The organism is Corynebacterium canis, from assembly GCF_030408595.1.
Lineage (GTDB): Bacteria > Actinomycetota > Actinomycetes > Mycobacteriales > Mycobacteriaceae > Corynebacterium > Corynebacterium canis.
In genome coordinates, this window is record NZ_CP047080.1 from 1863927 (window position 1) to 1880000 (window position 16074).

At 62.3% G+C, this 16074-nt stretch carries 14 protein-coding genes; 7 read left to right on the top strand and 7 right to left on the bottom strand.

Going from position 1 to position 16074, the window contains the following annotated elements; translation table 11 throughout:
* Positions 1–17 precede the first annotated feature (17 nt).
* Positions 18–473 carry a transcriptional regulator NrdR gene (gene nrdR, locus CCANI_RS08205; RefSeq protein ID WP_146323702.1) on the bottom strand — a complete coding sequence of 152 codons (456 nt, stop codon included), beginning with the start codon at positions 471–473 and terminating at the stop codon, positions 18–20.
* Positions 474–1239: 766 nt separating this feature from the next.
* Between nrdR and lexA the strand changes: the two genes are divergently transcribed.
* The 3 genes from lexA to CCANI_RS08220 all read left to right on the top strand — a co-directional run bounded on the left by lexA (position 1240) and on the right by CCANI_RS08220 (position 3806).
* Positions 1240–1932 (top strand): transcriptional repressor LexA, encoded by a 693-nt coding sequence (lexA, locus tag CCANI_RS08210; RefSeq protein ID WP_146323703.1) that lies wholly within the window; start codon positions 1240–1242, stop codon positions 1930–1932.
* Between the two features lie 153 nt (positions 1933–2085).
* Positions 2086–2865 carry a transcriptional regulator SugR gene (gene sugR / locus CCANI_RS08215; protein ID WP_146323704.1) on the top strand — a complete coding sequence of 260 codons (780 nt, stop codon included), beginning with the start codon at positions 2086–2088 and terminating at the stop codon, positions 2863–2865.
* Positions 2862–3806, top strand: a complete 945-nt coding sequence (locus CCANI_RS08220; RefSeq protein WP_146323705.1) for a PfkB family carbohydrate kinase — start codon at positions 2862–2864, stop codon at positions 3804–3806. The genes sugR and CCANI_RS08220 overlap by 4 nt, the downstream gene beginning before the upstream one ends.
* 93 nt (positions 3807–3899) lie before the next feature.
* Here CCANI_RS08220 and ptsP read toward each other — a convergent pair whose 3' ends face one another.
* Positions 3900–5591, bottom strand: coding sequence for a phosphoenolpyruvate--protein phosphotransferase (gene ptsP / locus CCANI_RS08225; protein WP_146323706.1), 1692 nt, complete (start codon positions 5589–5591; stop codon positions 3900–3902).
* Between the two features lie 233 nt (positions 5592–5824).
* On the opposite strand from ptsP, the gene CCANI_RS08230 reads away from it, so the two are divergent.
* From CCANI_RS08230 to CCANI_RS08245, 4 genes are all read left to right on the top strand, one after another.
* A complete protein-coding gene (locus CCANI_RS08230) occupies positions 5825–6613 on the top strand; it encodes a DeoR/GlpR family DNA-binding transcription regulator (protein WP_146323707.1) in 789 nt (262 codons plus the stop codon).
* The gene (locus CCANI_RS08235; RefSeq protein WP_146323708.1) at positions 6610–7575 is read left to right on the top strand and encodes a 1-phosphofructokinase family hexose kinase; all 966 of its coding nucleotides are present in this window, start codon (positions 6610–6612) and stop codon (positions 7573–7575) included. The genes CCANI_RS08230 and CCANI_RS08235 overlap by 4 nt, the downstream gene beginning before the upstream one ends.
* Positions 7576–7587: 12 nt before the next feature.
* Complete coding sequence (locus CCANI_RS08240) at positions 7588–9606, top strand: PTS fructose transporter subunit IIABC (RefSeq protein ID WP_146323709.1); 2019 nt, start codon at positions 7588–7590, stop codon at positions 9604–9606.
* 90 nt (positions 9607–9696) lie between these two features.
* Positions 9697–9966 (top strand): HPr family phosphocarrier protein, encoded by a 270-nt coding sequence (locus CCANI_RS08245; protein WP_146323710.1) that lies wholly within the window; start codon positions 9697–9699, stop codon positions 9964–9966.
* A gap of 762 nt (positions 9967–10728) precedes the next feature.
* On the opposite strand, the gene CCANI_RS08250 is transcribed toward CCANI_RS08245, so the two are convergent.
* The 5 genes from CCANI_RS08250 to CCANI_RS08270 are packed head-to-tail and all read right to left on the bottom strand — an operon-like array spanning position 10729 to position 15906.
* Positions 10729–12009, bottom strand: coding sequence for a uracil-xanthine permease family protein (locus tag CCANI_RS08250; protein ID WP_146323711.1), 1281 nt, complete (start codon positions 12007–12009; stop codon positions 10729–10731).
* Positions 12010–12040: 31 nt separating this feature from the next.
* Positions 12041–13462: a GTPase HflX gene (gene hflX / locus CCANI_RS08255; protein WP_146323712.1), complete on the bottom strand. Its 1422-nt coding sequence runs from the start codon at positions 13460–13462 to the stop codon at positions 12041–12043.
* Positions 13455–13736 (bottom strand): helix-turn-helix transcriptional regulator, encoded by a 282-nt coding sequence (locus CCANI_RS08260; protein ID WP_146323713.1) that lies wholly within the window; start codon positions 13734–13736, stop codon positions 13455–13457. Before CCANI_RS08260 ends, hflX begins: the two co-directional genes overlap by 8 nt.
* A gap of 7 nt (positions 13737–13743) precedes the next feature.
* Positions 13744–15675, bottom strand: a complete 1932-nt coding sequence (gene feoB / locus CCANI_RS08265) for a ferrous iron transport protein B (RefSeq protein WP_146323714.1) — start codon at positions 15673–15675, stop codon at positions 13744–13746.
* Positions 15676–15906 (bottom strand): FeoA family protein, encoded by a 231-nt coding sequence (locus tag CCANI_RS08270; protein ID WP_146323715.1) that lies wholly within the window; start codon positions 15904–15906, stop codon positions 15676–15678.
* Positions 15907–16074 lie beyond the last annotated feature (168 nt).

Below are 16074 nucleotides of genomic sequence, written 5' to 3' on the forward strand. Positions count from 1 at the left end.
AGCTAACCCGCTATACGCTACTCTTGGCGAGCGCGCCGCCGCATTAATCGGATCTCGGATTCGAAGTCATCCGCGCTTTCGAATGACTTGTACACAGATGCGAATCGGAGGTAACCGACCTCGTCGAGCTCGCGCAATGGATCGAGGATAGCCAAACCGATCTCGTTGGCGTTGACCTGTGAGCTGCCGTGGGCGCGCACAGTTTCCTCCACCTCCTGGGCGAGGCGCTTTAAGGCATCGTCCGAAACATCGCGGCCCTGGCAGGCCCGCCGCACGCCCATAATGACCTTTTCGCGGCTGAATGGTTCCGTCACGCCATTGCGCTTGACCACCAACAATACGGCCTTTTCCACCGTGGTAAAACGCCCATTACACTCGACACATTCACGCCGCCTGCGAATCGCCGAACCACCATCAATGACGCGGCTATCAATGACGCGGGAGCCGCGCTGTTGGCAAAACGGACAATGCATGCCGTACCCCTTCGTCGGATTCGGTCGACCACGTTTATCTAGGAACCATCCCATACTATCCCTCCGCATTCGCCGCGCATGGAATTGTTCCCAATGCAAACCACCCGCCGGCTACCCCGCACTCCTGCTACTCACGGCCCTTTGGACGCTAACAATTCTTCAACTCCGGGCCATGCAGCACCTCTACTGCCGAACATATCTGCGACTTGAAATAGGCCGCCCACAACCAGATTACGCACCGCCGCTTTTCGCTCTTGCGAAACACTTAGCCAGTTGTACACGAGCGTTCTTTTTTGCGAGCATGATGTTCGAATAGGGCCTCTACTTGTAGCCAGATGGCCGGAAATTTGCTTCCCCTAAACGCCAGATTCTTCCCCTTGATTACCCCCTTCCAAGGGGTTATTCTTGCTGCATGCAGGCAAAAAGAAAGATTACGCACTACCCAACACTACTTTCGGTAGCGGGCAATTCAATTTCATCGCAGTGACGGCGGTTCTCGAATCCGCAGATTTGTTCCAATCAGAATCTTTGTTCGAGAAATATTCCCACGAACATAAGCGTGTTTAGCAATCTCCTGAATTTTTCGAACAGGCGACCAAACTCGCGAATATTTGAGGTAGTCTGAGTTAGCAAGAGGTTGCAGTTCGAGTTCATCTCAACGCTCGTCTCGGTCGGCGCCTCGCGTCGGCCGTTTCACCATTCAGCATTTCGTTACCCGCGGGGGATTTTCCCCTACCTTCTACTTCCCCAATTGGAGTTGATCCTTATGACCAACAAGCAACCAAAGCTTGATATGTCCTCCTTGTCCGATAGGCAACGCCGTATCCTTGAGGTCATTCGTGATGCTGTAGTACTGCGCGGCTATCCGCCAAGCATTCGCGAGATTGGAGACGCCGCTGGGTTGCAATCCACTTCTTCCGTTGCCTACCAACTTCGCGAGCTCGAAAAGAAGGGCTTTTTGCGGCGTGACCCGAACAAGCCGCGCGCGGTGGATGTTCGACACCTTCCTGGGGCGGTGCCGCCGAAGGCCGGTCCGAAACCGCGTCCGAAGGATATGGAGAACCCCTACGATCCGGAGAGCACGGACGCTCATTTTATTCCCGTGGTCGGCTCCATCGCCGCCGGCGCCCCGATCCTCGCCGAGGAAAATATTGAGGATTATTTCCCGCTGCCGGCGAACATTGTCGGCGAGGGCGACCTGTATGCGCTCCAGGTCATTGGTGAATCCATGAAGGACGCCGGCATTTTGGACGGCGACTGGGTCGTGCTGCGCTCGCAGCCGGTAGCGGAGCAGGGTCAGTTCGTGGCCGCCATGATTGAGGGTGAGGCGACGGTCAAGGAGTTCCATAAGGACGCCACCGGGATTTGGCTTTTGCCACATAACGACGCCTTCTCCCCCATTCCGGGCGAAGATGCGGAAATCCTTGGAATTGTCGTGTCATTGATCCGAAAATTCTAAAACAGCAGGCACTCGGAGGTGAAACCACCCCCACATTTGTGGATTTTCTACCGAAACCCGCCTCCGAATGCCCACTTGAACTTCACTTCATGCAAAACTTAGTCACAGAAACGGGCACAAAACCCACGCCGTGTTTTTGAATTGAGGTTTCGCATGTATGCCGAGGAACGCCGACGCCAGATCGCATCGCTGACTGCGGTGGAAGGGCGGGTCAACGTTACCGAGTTGGCCGCGCGCTTCGATGTCACAGCTGAAACCATCCGCCGTGACCTCGCAGTGCTCGATGCCGATGGTTCCGTCCACCGCGTACATGGCGGGGCCGTTGCCAGCCAGAATTTCCAAACCACCGAGTTTTCTGTCGACGCCCGCGCCAAGTCAGCGTCGACGGCAAAGTCGGCCATCGCCCGCGCGGCCCTGGACTATTTGCCGGACGCGCAGGGCGGCATGTTCCTCGATGCGGGAACTACGCTCGCCGCCTTGGCCGAGCTGATCGCGGACCGCCCGAATGCGCGCCAGTGGTCCATCGTCACCAATTGCCTGCCCATCGCGATGCAATTGGCCGCCTCCGGTCTGGAGGAGGTGCAATTGCTGGGGGGCAGCGTGCGCGCCATCACGCAGGCCGTAGTGGGGGATACCGCCTTGCGCACCTTGGCGTTGATGCGGGCCGATGTCGCCTTTATTGGCACCAATGCGCTCACCTTGGATCACGGCCTGTCCACCGCGGATTCCCAAGAGGCCGCGGTCAAGCGCGCGATGATCACCAACGCCAATAAGGTGGTGGTGCTTTGTGATTCCACGAAGATGGGCTGCGATTACCTGGTGAGTTTCGCCGACATCGACGATGTGGACGTGGTGATCACGGACGCGGGCGCCCCCGAGTCCTTTGTGAATTCGCTGCGGGACCGCGAGATCCAGGTGGTGTTGGCGGAATGATCCTCACACTTACCCCGGTCCCCTCGCTGGACCGCACGGCCACCACCGGGGAGCAGCTGGGCCCAGACATGGTGTGCCAGCTTGGCGATATCTCCACCGTCCCCGGCGGCGTGGGCGTCAACGTCACGCACACCTTGTATCGCGCCGGGCGCGATACCTTGGCGGTGTTCCCCGCCCCGGAGATTAGCCACTATATGCGCCTGATGGCGGTGACCGGCACCCCGCACCAATTCGTTGCGGTGCCGGGCCCCATCCAGATGCATTTCACGTTGACGGATCCTGCGGGCGCCACCACGGTGCTCAAGGACCCGCCGATGCCCTTGGACCCTACCCAACTAGCCATGCTGCGGGATTTGGCCGTGACGCTGGCGGAGACGGCGTCGTGGGTGCTGCTTGCGGGCCCCTTGCCCAATATTGCTACTGCCGCTTGGTACGTGGAGGTGATTCGCGCATTAACGTTGTACCACCCCAAGGTTCGGATCGCCGTGGCCACTGAGGGTGATGCTTTGCACGCGCTGGTGCGGCAGCTCGCCGTGACCCATCCTCACGTACTGGTGGTCACCCAGGCCGATTTGGCCAGCGTCACCGGCCGCAACCTACAAGAGGTTGACGACGCCGCGCTCCTCGCCGCCGCCGATGAACTCGTCGCCTCCGGGGTTCCGGAGGTGTTGGTGGCGTGCTCCCGCTCCCACGCGGTGCTTGTCAATGAGTCTGAGGCGTGGTCGGCCACCACCCCCGCCCCGGGCGGTCGCCAGGGCATCCACTGGCGGGAAAGCCTGCTGGCCGGCTATCTGATGGCCGCTGAGGATGATGCCCCGCCCGCGCAGCGCCTCGCCTCCGCATTGGCCTATGCGCATGCCCAGGGAAGCCAGTGGGATAATTTCCTGCCCACGCCGGATCTGGTCCAGCACGACGTTGTGGAATGCACCCAACTCCGCTGATTGTGATACTTCCCACATCGGGCGGAAATGCCCCCGAAAACGGGAGGCCCCGCGGGTTTCGCGGGGCATTGACCTTGGTCTGACGGACCGTAACTAGGGCTGGATCACCTCACGCACGGCGGCGCGTGCCTCGGTGGCACCCTCGGCATTCAGGGCCGCCGCGGCGGCCTTCTTGCAGGTTTCCAGATCCACGGCGGCCAGCTGCGCGCCCACCCCGGCGATGGCGGTGGATGCGGAGGACAGGGAGTTCACACCCAACCCGGTGAGCACGCAGGCGAGCAGCGGATCGGCAGCGGCCTCGCCACACACGCCCACGGCGGTATCAAAGCGCTTGCCTTCCTTGCAGGTATGTTCGATCAGGCGCAGCACGGCGGGCTGCCACGGGTCGGTCAGATACGCCAGCTGCGGGGACATGCGGTCCGCCGCCATCGTGTACTGCGTGAGGTCATTGGTGCCGATAGACACGAACTTCAGGTGCGGCATGATCTTATCCGCCATCAGGGCGGCCGCCGGAACCTCGATCATGGCGCCAGCGATCAAGCCGCGCTCCCCACACAAACTTGCGAACCATTGCGCCTCCCGGGCGGTAGCCACCATGGGTGCCATGACCCAGGTCGGGGCGCTTTCCCCGCGGTTGCTTTGCTTGACGGCCAAGGCCACGGCGTCGAGCTGCCGGGTCAATAGCTCCTCATTCGCGCGAGCCACGCGCAGGCCGCGCACACCCAGCGCCGGGTTTTCCTCATCGGCCAAGGTGGCAAACGCCACCGGCTTATCGGAGCCGGCGTCCAGCGAGCGCACCACCACCTTGGAATTGGGGAACGCCTCGAACACCTTGCGGTACACGGCGGCCTGCTCCTCCACGGTCGGCTCCGTGGTGGCGTTCAGGAAGCACAGCTCGGTGCGGAACAGGCCAATGCCCTCGGCCTGGGTGTTGTGTGCCACGCGGGCACCGTTGCCGTCCTGCACATTGGCCAGCAATTGCACCAGGTGGCCGTCCTTGGTGCGGCCCGGTCCGCGCCACTGCGCCACACGCGCCGCCACCAATTTGTGTTCCGATACGGCGGTCTTGGCCACCTCGGGGTCGGCGTTGAGTGTAATGGTGCCCAGCGCGCCGTCGACAAGCACGGGCTGGCCGGACTGAATCTGGTGAATCTTCTTGCCCGCGGCCACGATACACGGCACGTTCAACTGGCGGGCAATGATCGCAGTATGGCTGGTGGGCCCGCCCAACTCCGTGACCAATGCGGTGAAGTGCTTGGTGTCCAGCGCCGCGGTATCGGCGGGCGAAAGGTCATCGGCAAACAGCACAACCTCGCCTTCCACCTGCGGCAAGCCCGGCTCGTCCTCGCCCCGGAGCTCGGCGATCACGCGGTCCCGAATATCGCGGAGATCGGTCACACGTTCGGCCATCACGCCACCGGCGGCTTCGAACTGAGTGATGAACTTGGTGGTGGCGGTCACAATGGCGTAGTCGGCGGGGTGCCCACCGGTGATGCCCTTCTTCACGGCCTTGCGCCACCCGCGGTCACGCACCATGCCGGCGGTGGCGGCAAGCACCTCGCTCGCCGGGCCCTCGGCTGCTTCCGAACGTGTGCTCAACCGATCGGCCACCGCATCGGCGGCCTCCACAAAGCGTTGGTACTCGGCTTCACGTTCCGCTTCCGGGACCACCGCGCCGGCGCGCGGCAGCTGGGGGCGGGGGCGGATCCATACGGCTTCGGCGTACGCGACGCCAGGCACCACGGCGGTGCCCTTTAAAACTGTGTCATGTGTCACTTCGGTCATTTCCTGCCCTGTCTCGTCACTGGTGATATCTTCCCCAGCCTAACATCAAATTCCCAACATGTCCGCAAACAATCAAACATTTAGGTGTTGACAAACCCACACTAGTGGGCGTAAACAGAAAGGGACAGACCTCATAACCGCAATATCAATGAGACATTCCCAACAAATCGGACACCAAGGCAAACACCAAACGCCCGATTGTCCGTGATTCCGAGCCACTCTTGGAGGTGAGCATGTTCACAGTCGCACAGCGGCGATCCGAGATCGCCAACGCTACGGTCCTCCACGGACACTCCAGCGTCGCCGAACTTGCCGCAAAATTTGAGGTCACCCAAGAGACGATCCGCCGTGACCTGAAAGCCCTGGAAGCGGACAACCTAGTGCACCGCGTCCACGGCGGTGCGGTGGCCCCCGTCCAGGATGGTAAACCCGCAGCATCTGAGCCGGATTTCGCCCAGGCTTCGCTGCACAACGCCCCCGAAAAACTGGCCATCGCCCGGGCGGCCGCGCGGCTGCTTCCGGAGCCCAGCGGCAGCTTGTTCCTCGACGCCGGCACCACCACCGCGGCGTTCGCCGGGGAAATGGCCAATTGTTATCAGGACCAGCGCTGGACGGTGGTCACCAATTCTTTGCCGGCGGCAATGACGCTGTCCATTGCGGGCGTTCCCGGCATTAACCTGCTGGGCGGCCCGATGCGCACGTATACCCGCGCGGTGGTCGGCGAGCAGGCTGTGTCTACGCTGGATGCCTTGCGCGCCGATTTCGCCTTCCTCGGTACGAACGCGATTTCGGAGCGCCACGGGTTGTCCACGCCGGACCCGACCGCCGCGGCGGTGAAGCGTGCGATGGTGCAACAAGCGAACACCGTCGTGGTGCTGTGCGATTCCTCCAAGTTTGATCGTGACTATTTGGTCACATTCGCGCAGCTTGAAGACATCGATGTTGTAGTTACTGATACCAACGCTTCCCCCCGATTCCTTTCGCTGTTACGCTCACACAACATTGAGGTGATTCAACCGTGATACTCACACTGACACCAAACCCAAGTATCGACCAAACGCTTGTACTTTCGGAACCGCTGCGGCCCGGCGCGGTGCAGCGGGTGTCGCAAGTTTCCAGCGTCGCGGGCGGTAAGGGCATCAATATTTCCCGCGCCTGCCATTACGCCGGTGTGGATACCCTTGCCGTATTCCCATGCGATGCCGACGATCCCTTCCTCAGCTTGCTGCAAATGTTGGATATCCCACATCACCCCGTGGCGATGAACGACACCGTGCGCACCAATACCACCGTCACTTCCCCAGGCGGCGAGACCACCAAGCTCAATGGGCCCGGGCCGCAGCTTTCCCCCGCCGTGCTTGCCCAACTTGAGCAGGTACTTATCGACGCCGCGCCTGCCGCACAAGCCATCGTCCTCGCCGGTTCCTTGCCCAAAGGCACCCCGGAGGATTGGTATGTGACCTTGGTTGCCAGCCTGCGGAAGAAAAACCCAGACCTCATGATTGCCGTCGATAGTTCCGACGCCCCCCTGCGCGCGCTTTCCCCCGGCTTGGACCGTGGCATCGCGCCCTCGCTGATCAAGCCGAACGGTGTGGAACTCGGCCAACTCATGAATACGGACGGCGAAGCCTTGGAGGCCGCCGCCGCACGCGGGGACTACTCCGAGATCGTCCGCGCCGCACAGGATCTTGTGCAGCGCGGCATCCCCGAAGTCTTGGTGACCCTCGGTGCCGCGGGTGCGGCGCTGGTCACCGCTACCCAGGCGTGGATCGCCACGCCGCCACCCATCGAATGCGTTTCCACCGTCGGCGCTGGTGACAGCACCCTAGCCGGCTACATCATGGCCCGCACCACGGGTGCGGATCACGCCTCAGCCCTGAAAACCGCCGTGGCTTATGGTGCCGCGGCAGCCTCCTTACCTGGGACGGTCATCCCCGCTCCCAGCGACATCAACCGTGACGGCGCCACCGTCAAAGACTTTTAGGATCAACGAACCATGAGCACCATCACACCCTCGCTTGTGACGCTGGATGCCGACTTCGGCGTCACGCCACAAGACGTTATCGGCCAATTGGCCAAAACGGTCGCGGCGGCCGGTCGTTCCACCAACGCCGCCCTCCTTACCGAGGATGCCTGCGCCCGCGAGGCAAAATCCGCCACCGGCGTGCCCGGCGGCGTAGCCATCCCCCACTGCCGCACCGCCGCCGTCAACGAACCCACCCTCGCCTTCGCCCGCCTGTCCCGCCCGGTCGATTTCGGCGGTCCCGACGGCGACGCGGACCTGGTCTTCCTGATCGCCGCCCCCGAAGGCGGCGGCAAGGTCCACCTGAAAATCCTGTCCACCCTCGCCCGCGCCCTGGTCCGCAAGGACTTTATCGCCGCGCTACGCACCGCCCAAACCAAGGAAGAAATCGTCGACCTGGTCATGGACGTGCTCAGCAAAGCCAAAGATCGCAAACCCAAAGCCGATGCCGCGGCCGCACCGGACGCAGCCTCCGGCGCCAAAGCCGCAGGCGACATCACCCGCATCGTAGCCATCACGGCCTGCCCCACCGGCATCGCCCACACCTACATGGCCTGCGACTCCCTCAAGCAAACCGCGGAAGAAATGGACGGGGTGGAACTCCAGGTAGAAACCCAAGGATCCTCCTCCGTCACCCCCCTGCCCGCGGACGTCATCGCCGCCGCCGACGCCGTGATCTTTGCCACCGACGTCGGAGTCAAAGACCGCGAGCGCTTCTCCGGAAAACCCGTCATCGAATCGGGCGTAAAACGCGCGATCAATGAACCCAAGAAGATGATCGAAGAAGCCGTGGCAGCGTCGCGGAACCCCAACGCGCGCAAGGTAACCGGGGCGTCGACAAGCAGCAACAATGCGGAAGAAACGGCGGCGCAACTCGGCTGGGGCAAGCGCATCCAGCAAGCCGTCATGACCGGCGTGTCCTACATGATCCCCTTCGTCGCAGCCGGCGGCCTCCTCCTCGCGCTCGGCTTCCTCGTCGGCGGCTACGACATGGCCAACGGCTGGGAAGACATCGTGGCCAACCACTCGCTGACCAACCTGCCCGGGCACGAAGTCGGCGACATGACCTTCGACCGCGGCGGCTTCCTCCTCTACTTCGGCGCCGTCCTCTTCGCAGCCGGGCAAGCCGCCATGGGCTTTATCGTCCCCGCGCTCTCCGGGTACATCGCCTACGCACTCGCCGGACGCCCCGGCATCACCCCCGGCTTCGTCGGCGGCGCCATCTCCCTGGCAGTCGGCGCCGGCTTTATCGGCGGCCTAGTCACCGGCATCCTCGCCGGCCTGGTAGCAATGTGGATCGGCTCCTGGAAGGTGCACCGCATCATCGCCTCGCTCATGCCGGTGGCAATCATCCCGCTGCTGAGCTCCCTGATCGTCGGCCTCTCCATGTACCTCTTCCTCGGCCGCCCGCTATCCGCACTGCTGGAAGGCCTGCAAAACTGGCTGAGCTCCATGTCCGGATCCTCCGCCGTACTGCTCGGCATCATCCTCGGCCTGATGATGTGCTTCGACCTCGGCGGGCCCGTCAACAAAGCCGCATACCTCTTCGCCACCGCCGGGCTATCCACGGGTGACGACGCCTCCCTCAAAATCATGGCCGCCGTCATGGCCGCCGGCATGGTACCCCCGATCGCCCTCTCCGTGGCCACCTTCCTGCGCCCCCGCCTATTCACCGACGCCGAACGCGAAAACGGCAAATCCGCCTGGCTGCTCGGCCTGTCCTTTATCTCCGAAGGCGCGATCCCATTCGCCGCAGCCGACCCGTTCCGCGTGATCCCCGCCATGATGGTCGGCGGTGCCGCTACCGGCGCCATCTCCATGGCCTTCGGCGTCGGGTCCCGCGCGCCCCACGGCGGCCTGTTCGTCCTGTTCGCCATCGATCCGGCGTGGGCATGGATCGCGGCCATCCTGGTTGGCACCGCAGTCTCCGCACTTGCGGTAGTCGCCCTGAAACAATTCACCGGGAAACAAGCTGTGCCCGCTCGGGCATAACCAAAAATCTTGATCGCGAAATCCCTAGCGAACGCATCAAGAATTACGTAAAGTTGGGCACATCGCCCCCTCACTTGAAAGGACCATCACATGGCATCCAAAACCGTGACCGTAGGCTCCGCCGTCGGCCTGCACGCCCGCCCCGCAGCAATCATCGCGGAAGCAGCAGCCAAGTACGACGACGATGTCTTCCTCGCACTCGTAGGTGAAGAAGACGACGACGAACCCACCGAAGCCGCCTCCTCCCTGATGATCATGGCCCTCGGTGCGGAAAAAGGCGACCAGGTTGTGGTGACCTCCGACAACGCCGAAGCCGTTGAGGAAATCGCCGCTCTGATCGAGCAAGACCTGGACGCCTAACCAGCCTCCGGAACACAACGCCGCCGCGGATTTGATTCCCCGGCGGCGTTTTGGTGTTCGGGGTTGGTGGGGTTGGTGGGGCTGGCGTTCCGAGTCGGCGGGGGTGGTGGTCAGGGTGGCGGGGCTGGCGGTCAGGGTGGCGGGGCTGGTGGCCAAGCCGATGCAGATCGGTTGTGCGCCATTTGCTTTGACGGTGTACAATTCATTTAATCCGCCCCAGGAGGCCCGCTGCGGGCCCCAAATCCCATACCCTTGATTACCCCTTACCGAATCATCGAAAATGGCGCTATTGCAGGTCAACTCGTTGTTTACAACCTATCCCAAATCCCGAGTTGAACGTTGTCTACTGATATTTTTTACACACAAATCGAGAAATCTGTGTAAAAAATATCGCGGCCGGGCCTCAGGGGCGGCCCAGGATGATGAAAATTACACAGAAATCGGATTTTGTGTGTAAAAAATTTCATGTGCGGTGCGCAACCTATCCCTCTGGCCCGATTTTGGCCCCGATTTACCCTCCAAGGCCATGCCCTACTCCTTCCGTTGGCGCGCCAGCGGGACCCAGCGCCGAAAAGAAGCACCCTCGGCGCAGCTATTGAAAGTAAATTCCATTAGGTCAGCACCGAGCACCGTGGCAAGGACCGCCGAGCGGTATGACAAGGGCGGCCGAGCGACGAGACCATCACTGGGCAACCGCGTGGTGTGACGGGGGCCACACCGCCAAGGGCGGCCGGGCCAACTGGCCCACGGGATCCAGCCGGGTCAGTGAAGCTGCTGGCCTTCGCCGATGGTTTCGTAGCACCATTTGAGGATCGGGTAGCCGACGATGATCCCGACGGACCCCCAGGCGATGCCCTCCAATTCGACGCCAAACACGGTGAGGGTGAGGTTGCCAATCCCTGCGATCAAGGCGACGGCGGCGGCGGTCAGGTTGACGGGATTGTTAAAGTCCACCTTGGCGTCCTGCCAAATGCGGACGCCAAGCATGCCGATCAGCCCGTACAGCACGATGGTTGCGCCGCCGAGCACGCCCGGCGGGATGGTCAAGATCAACGCGCCGAACTTCGGAATGAACGCCAGTGCGACGGCGGTCAAGGCCGCGACCCAATATGCTGCGGTGGAATACACCTTGGTGGCCGCCATTACGCCAATGTTTTCGGCATAGGTCGTGGTGCCGGAACCGCCGAAACAACCGGCCACGGAGGTAGCCAAGCCGTCGGCAATCAGGGCATCACCGGCGAGGTCATCCATATCGCGGCCGGTCATGGCGGAGACGGCTTTCACGTGGCCGACGTTTTCGGCGATAAGCACGATCACCACTGGGAGGGTCACCAAGATGACGGAAAGCCGGAACTCGGGGGCGTGGAACTGGGGTACCCCCACCCAGGAGGCCGCCTCGAGGGCGCGAACTGCCTCGTCGGTAAGATTGCCGGTCACGGATGCGAACACCCAGCCGACAATCACGCCAAGGAGGATGCCCAACCGGGCCACCAATCCCCTCCCCGCCACCGTAAACAGCAGGATAGACACCATGGTGATGGTGGCCACCAGCGGCTGCTCCGCATAGGACTTGGCCGACACCGGGGCGAGATTTAGACCGATAAGTGCAACAATGGCCCCTGTAACGGCTGGGGGCATCACGGCGTCGAGAAGCGCGCGGCCGGTACGTTTCACCAGCAAACCCACGCCCGCCAACGCCAAGCCGGCAACAATTATGCCGCCAAGCTGGGCGGGGATACCATCGGACTGGGTAGCCACCAGGGGTGCAATAAAGGCAAATGAGCTGCCCAAATAGGAAGGCAGGCGGTTGCGGGTAGCCAGCAGAAACAGCATGGTGCCCACACCGGAAAACAGCAACGTAGTGTTAACGGGAAATCCGGTAAGCGTGGGCACCAGCAGAGTCGCACCAAACATGGCGATAACGTGCTGCATTCCTATGCCAATGGTGCGGCTCCAGGTTAGCCGTTCTTCCGGTGCAACGACGGCACCGGGGGTGATCGTTTTGCCGTCGCCGTGGACGGTCCAGCCCCATGAAGTACTCACGGAGCTTCATTATCCGTCGCGCACGGCCAAATCAGGAAATCACGAATTGTTTCAGCTCGGCGGCCAGGGATTGCGGCAGCCGCACATCAATCACGGTGCCTTCCGGCTCGTAGCTTTCACTCAGCACGGTCCCGTGTTCGTGCACCCGTGCGACCACATCGCCGCGCGTAAACGGCACGCGGAGCTGGATGTGCGCGTCCAAGGAGTTGAGGAAGAGCTCGATCCGCGCCTCCAACTCGGGGATGCCTTCGCCAGTGCGTGCGGAAACAAAAACGGGGTCGTCGAGGGCGTGCCGCAGCTCCGCCAGCGTCAGCGGATCGGCGATATCGATCTTGTTCACCACGATCAGCTCCGGCGGCGCCGGCACCTGCAATTCGCGCACAATTTCGGTAATCACGCCGTTGACGGCCTCGATCTGCGTCAGGGGGAACGGATCCGATCCGTCCACCACGTGCAGCACTAGGTCCGCCTCCACCACTTCCTCCAGCGTGGAGCGGAAGGCCTCCACCAGCTGGGTGGGCAGGTGGCGCACGAACCCGACGGTGTCTGTAAACACTACCGCGCGGCCGTCGGCAAGCTCGGCACGCCGGGTGGTGGGGTCCAGGGTGGCAAAGAGCGCGTCTTCCACCAGCACGCCGGCGCCGGTCATGGCGTTGATCAGGGAGGATTTGCCCGCATTGGTGTAGCCTGCGATGGCGATCTGCGGCACGGTGGAGGCGCGCCGTTGAGAGCGTTTGATCTCCCGCGAGGTTTTCATTGCCTCGAGGTCTTTGCGGATCTTGGCCATATCGGAGCGCAGCCGCCGCCGGTCCGCTTCTATTTTCGTTTCGCCGGGCCCGCGAAGGCCCACGCCGCCGTTGGAACCTGCGCGCCCGCCCGCCTGCCGGGATAGGCTGCCGCCCCAGCCGCGCACGCGTGTGATCAGGTATTCCATTTGGGCGAGCGAGACCTGCGCCTTGCCTTCCTTGGATTTCGCGTGTTGGGCGAAGATATCCAGGATCAGCATGGTGCGGTCGATCACCTTCACGTCGAGCGCTTTTTCTAATGCGATCATTTGGCCGGGGCTGAGCTCGCCGTCGCAGATTACGGTGTCGGCGCCGGAGGCCACCACGATCTCTTTGAGCTCTTTGACCTTGCCGGAGCCGATATAGGTGCCGGGGTCGGGCCGGTCGCGTTTTTGGTAGATCATGTCCACCACTTCCGCGCCGGCGGTTTCGGCCAGGGCGGCGAGTTCGTCGAGGTTGGCTTCGATTTCGGCGGCGCTGCCTTCGGTCCACATGCCGACGAGCACCACTTGTTCGAGGCGAAGTTTGCGGTATTCGACGTCGTAGCCGTCGGATTGCTCGGTGGTGTGGGTTTTGGCACCGCGGGTGAGCCGCCGGAGGCTGGTACGTGCCTCGAGGTCGAGCTCACCCGTGGTGGGGGTGACAAAGTGGGAATTCGGTTTAGTCATTACCCACTATTGTCGCACGGCCCGCAGGTGGCCGGGTGGATAGGGTGAGCGTTACAAGGCCCCCGGTGGTTCCGCAGGTATCCTCGTTACAGCCCCCGCAGCTACCGCTGCAGGACATTGCTTCTCGACGTCGCTGTATGTGACCCATGCGTTCCAAGTGCTGCAATGCGGCACTCACCGTGGAGCGGGTGAGCCCGGTGTCCTTCGCTATTTCGGCGACGGTCAGCGCGCCGTGCTGAAAGGCATCACGGACTGCTGTCAACGGGCTGCTCATGTGCAAATCACCACCAAATTCGAAGGACCTGGAAGACGATCACGGCCAGTGCCCAGGCGGCGAACAATTGCATGCCGACGCCGTAGATGGTCCATTTCAGGCCGATCTCTCTGCGCTGGGCGGCCAGGGTTGCCACGCATGGCGTGTAGGCCAGCAGGAACACCATAAACGCCCACACGGCTGCGATGCCGTGCCCGCCGGAGGTGGTATCAAAGTCCTCGCGGATGGCGCTAGCCAGGGCGGATTTGCCTTGTTCCTCGGCGTCTTCCTGGCTGGGATCGTCCAGGCTGTAGGTCTGGGCCCAGGAGGAAATGACGGCCTCCTTGGCCACGAACCCGGTGACCAGCGTGCCGGCGATGGACCAAGAGCCGAAGCCGGCCGGGGCAAACACCGGGGCGACCGCCTCGCTGAGCACGCCGTAGGCGCTGTCCTGCGGGGGCAGGTTCTCATCGGCGAAGCCATAGTCCCCCGAGGTGGGGGTGGATTGCAGGAGGAAGACCACCACGACGGTGGCGACGATAATGCCACCGGCGGTCTGCAGGAAGCCCTTGAGGCGGACCCACATGACCGAGAACGCGAGCCGGGCGCCGGGGATCTGGTACACCGGCAGGTCGATCACCAGCGGTTCGGTGCCCACGCGACGCCACAGGGTGTGGCGCAGGCACAGGCCGGTCAGCACCACCAGGCCGATGGAAATCAGGTACATGACAAAGACCACCGTGCCGGCGTGATTCGGAAAGAACGTGGCCGCCAGCATCACGTACACGGTCAACCGCGCGGAGCACGAGGTAAACGGGATCAGCAGGGCCGTGAGCAGGCGTTGCCGCGGCTCTGCCAAGACGCGGGTGGCGGAAATGGCGGGCACATTGCAACCGAAACCGACGATCAGCGGGATAAAGGCCTTGCCGGGCAGGCCAATGGCCTTCATCAACCGGTCCGTCACCACGGCCGCCCGCGCCATATAGCCCGAATCCTCCAGGAAGGCCAGGCACAGGAACATCAACGCCATCAGCGGGGCGAAGGTGAGCACCATGCCCACGCCGCCAATCAGGCCGTCCACGATCAAGCCGGTAAACAGCGGCGGGAACGGCTCCAGCCAGCCCCGGACGGTATCGCTTACCGGCCCGGCGAACAAGGAATCCAGCCCATCCTGGAAGGGGGCGGCAACGGTGGTGGTGATCTGGAAGACCAGCCACATGGCCGCAAGGAACATCAACGGGCCGAACAATGGGTGGAGTGCCACGACGTCGATACGCTCGGTGAGGGTACGCGAGCTTTCCTTGGTCGTCGTTGCATTGGAAACGGCGTTTTCTACCCACGCAAAGCGAGCATCAGCAACCTCAAATTCATCACCCGAAGCCGCCTGGCGCCGCTGCCGCGGCTCCTCTTCCATCAGCGCCTCAATCGCGGCACCCACGGCCGCGATATTAGCGCGGCGACGCGGATCCACCGTCACCACCGGCACGTCCAAGGCCTCAGACAAGGCGGCCGCATCGATGGACACGCCCTGATCCGCCGCCACATCCTCCTTGGTGATCACCACCAGCACGCGGAAATTCTCCTCCGCAAGCTGGGACACCATATACAGGCCGCGGCTCAAGCTCGCCGCGTCCACGGCAACGATCACGGCGTCGGGACGCTCGTCCGCATCAATCACAAGGTCGCGGGTGAGCTCCTCGTCTGGGCTCACCGGATCCAGGGAATACGCGCCCGGGAAATCAATAACGTCATAGACCGTCCCATTGACCTTCCACGCGCCGCGGCTCACCTCCACCGTGGTGCCGGGCCAGTTACCCATATGTGCCTTTGCGCCGGTCAAACCGTTAAACAAGGTTGACTTGCCGGCGTTTGGTGCGCCGACGAGCGCGATGACCGGCGCTCCTTCAATGCGATGCCCGTGGCCGGATGAATGGCACGAGCACTCCGTAATGGCTGTCATTTACGCCTCCTTGACCGGGCGAACGATTAACTCCGCCGCCGTATGAGCATCAATTGCGTAGCGCGTGTGGTTGATATCAATCACACGACCACCACCGCTGGTGCGTTGGGTGACACGAAGTTTCACGCCCTCCCGAATTCCTAACTCTGCAAGCCGTCTCCGCATCGGATGATGAATCGGGGCCAAAATAACGTCTTCACCAAGGGGAACAGAATCTAGCTTGAAGTCCATTGCTCTGATGCTTTCTTTTTTGCAACGGCGCCGTAACAATAAAAACCCTATTGAAAACCACGCCAATTACCGTTTTTGGTGTATACAAAGAACCTACACCTAAGTTCGGCTAACCTACACACCTTTCGGTTGTGTTTTCAGTTACCCCTGCCCCGAAAAACACATGTA

Bases quoted from the DNA above. Each gene is read 5' to 3' on its own strand.
- nrdR (WP_146323702.1), bottom strand. From the start codon at position 473: ATGCATTGTCCGTTTTGCCAACAGCGCGGCTCCCGCGTCATTGATAGC.
- lexA (WP_146323703.1), top strand. From the start codon at position 1,240: ATGACCAACAAGCAACCAAAGCTTGATATGTCCTCCTTGTCCGATAGG.
- sugR (WP_146323704.1), top strand. From the start codon at position 2,086: ATGTATGCCGAGGAACGCCGACGCCAGATCGCATCGCTGACTGCGGTG.
- CCANI_RS08220 (WP_146323705.1), top strand. From the start codon at position 2,862: ATGATCCTCACACTTACCCCGGTCCCCTCGCTGGACCGCACGGCCACC.
- ptsP (WP_146323706.1), bottom strand. From the start codon at position 5,591: ATGACCGAAGTGACACATGACACAGTTTTAAAGGGCACCGCCGTGGTG.
- CCANI_RS08230 (WP_146323707.1), top strand. From the start codon at position 5,825: ATGTTCACAGTCGCACAGCGGCGATCCGAGATCGCCAACGCTACGGTC.
- CCANI_RS08240 (WP_146323709.1), top strand. From the start codon at position 7,588: ATGAGCACCATCACACCCTCGCTTGTGACGCTGGATGCCGACTTCGGC.
- CCANI_RS08245 (WP_146323710.1), top strand. From the start codon at position 9,697: ATGGCATCCAAAACCGTGACCGTAGGCTCCGCCGTCGGCCTGCACGCC.
- hflX (WP_146323712.1), bottom strand. From the start codon at position 13,462: ATGACTAAACCGAATTCCCACTTTGTCACCCCCACCACGGGTGAGCTC.
- CCANI_RS08260 (WP_146323713.1), bottom strand. From the start codon at position 13,736: ATGAGCAGCCCGTTGACAGCAGTCCGTGATGCCTTTCAGCACGGCGCG.
- feoB (WP_146323714.1), bottom strand. From the start codon at position 15,675: ATGACAGCCATTACGGAGTGCTCGTGCCATTCATCCGGCCACGGGCAT.
- CCANI_RS08270 (WP_146323715.1), bottom strand. From the start codon at position 15,906: ATGGACTTCAAGCTAGATTCTGTTCCCCTTGGTGAAGACGTTATTTTG.